This is a genomic window from Prevotella sp. oral taxon 317 str. F0108 (assembly GCF_000162415.1).
Taxonomy (GTDB): domain Bacteria; phylum Bacteroidota; class Bacteroidia; order Bacteroidales; family Bacteroidaceae; genus Prevotella; species Prevotella conceptionensis.
On sequence record NZ_GG740088.1, the window covers coordinates 1 to 1,449 of the forward strand.

Genomic DNA, 1,449 nt, shown 5'->3' on the forward strand with positions numbered 1-1,449 from the left:
TAGGGTGTCCAGTTTGCTGTACCAATTTCAGCTCGCTTTTCTGAGCGTTTTGGTTCGTTCCGTAACCCAGTTTGTGGACAGGTGCTCGGTTGACCAAGCACGGATGTCCTTCAGTTTAACTTTTACAATGCGCTCTTTGAAATTGATCGTTTTTGTAACGGATTGGTTCGTGACTTTTGAATACAACGGTATCGTCAGAACAAAAGAGGTTACGCCGTGCAGCTTGTTGGGCGACTTCTTGCTCTTGTATATGCCGAAAGTAGATTCAATGATGTCGGATGATATGTTGATGCTCATGTTGGCGGTGATAAGCGTTTCTTCCCTGTTGAAGTATTCAAGCATCTTCATGCCAACGCGTGCTTGTCGGGAATGTGCGTCCCCTAAGACGTGGGTAACGATGTGGAGCTTGCACCTTCTGCTCGTCATGACCGAGAAACCTTCGTTCTTGCAGACGGTTTCGACGTGTCTTACTGCACAAAGGACAGCCTGCAGCTCCCTCAACAGGCACTCGTAATCCTTTATGAAGGCATACGCTTCCTGCATTTTCTCAGGGAGAGTGTCATAACAGTTAAGCATCTCATTACCCCAGGACACCCATGAAGACATGTTCATGAATCGTGACATGGCCCTCATGTTGGGAGACAGCAAGTAGGCCTTGTCGGTCAGATGATACTGCAGTCGTTTCTTGCCAAGGAGTGTTGTAAGCTCCACAAAATCAGATTGTTTCTCATAGACTTTCTTGAGGATCACGCCCATGGAATGGCTAATGTCTGCATGACGTACATGCCCGGAGCCAGTGATGCCCTTGACCAGGTTATGGCCATTGTCACTTATGATGTAATCGGGAGCGTTTCCTGCGGATTTCTCCGCTGCCTCTATCCTGCCTTGGACGTCATCGCCATTGAAGCCCTTGCTGACCGACATGTCAAGAACCGTAACATCCGCGTGCCTTAAAGGGCGGCCCTGATGCTCGGAAGGAATGCCAAGAGTCAGGAGAAGTTTCTGCCCGTTTATGGCAATGCTCTCGTCCACGACCATCGCAAACTTCTTGTCCTTGCATGGCTGATCGTCCTGATAGACAGAGAGGCCGAGTTTCTTCACCCAGTTCTCTACGGTGTTGTAGCACGGTACCTTTCCGAAAGCATCGCCCAGCAGCTCGGCGAAGGTTTCCAGGACGGTCACGACTGTTCGCAGCCCACATGGCGTACGCATGTAGATCAAAACGCAGAGCTGAATGACTATAAGAGGGAATCTATGTCCGGGAACAGGCTCGAGAGTAATCGATGTTGTTCTTCGGTCAATGTTATTTTCCGAACGTCTTTTTTTTTAAGCTCCTTTTGGGCTGTTTCATACTTAGCCTTGAGCTTGTCTTTTTGAGACGCAAGTTTCTTGTTCTCTTTACGAAGACGTTGTAGCTCCTCATGGAGAGACTTTTCAGCTTGGTTTGAA

The 1,449-nt window shown here is 48.5% G+C and carries 2 protein-coding genes; both read right to left on the minus strand.

Annotated features, from left to right (window positions below):
* Positions 1–27: 27 nt before the first annotated feature.
* Positions 28–1,182: a hypothetical protein gene (locus HMPREF0670_RS15010; protein ID WP_157579682.1), complete on the minus strand. Its 1,155-nt coding sequence runs from the start codon at positions 1,180–1,182 to the stop codon at positions 28–30.
* Between the two features lie 56 nt (positions 1,183–1,238).
* Positions 1,239–1,449, minus strand: a 211-nt coding sequence (locus HMPREF0670_RS17350) for a hypothetical protein (RefSeq protein WP_044078517.1), incomplete at its 5' end; no start/stop codon positions are given.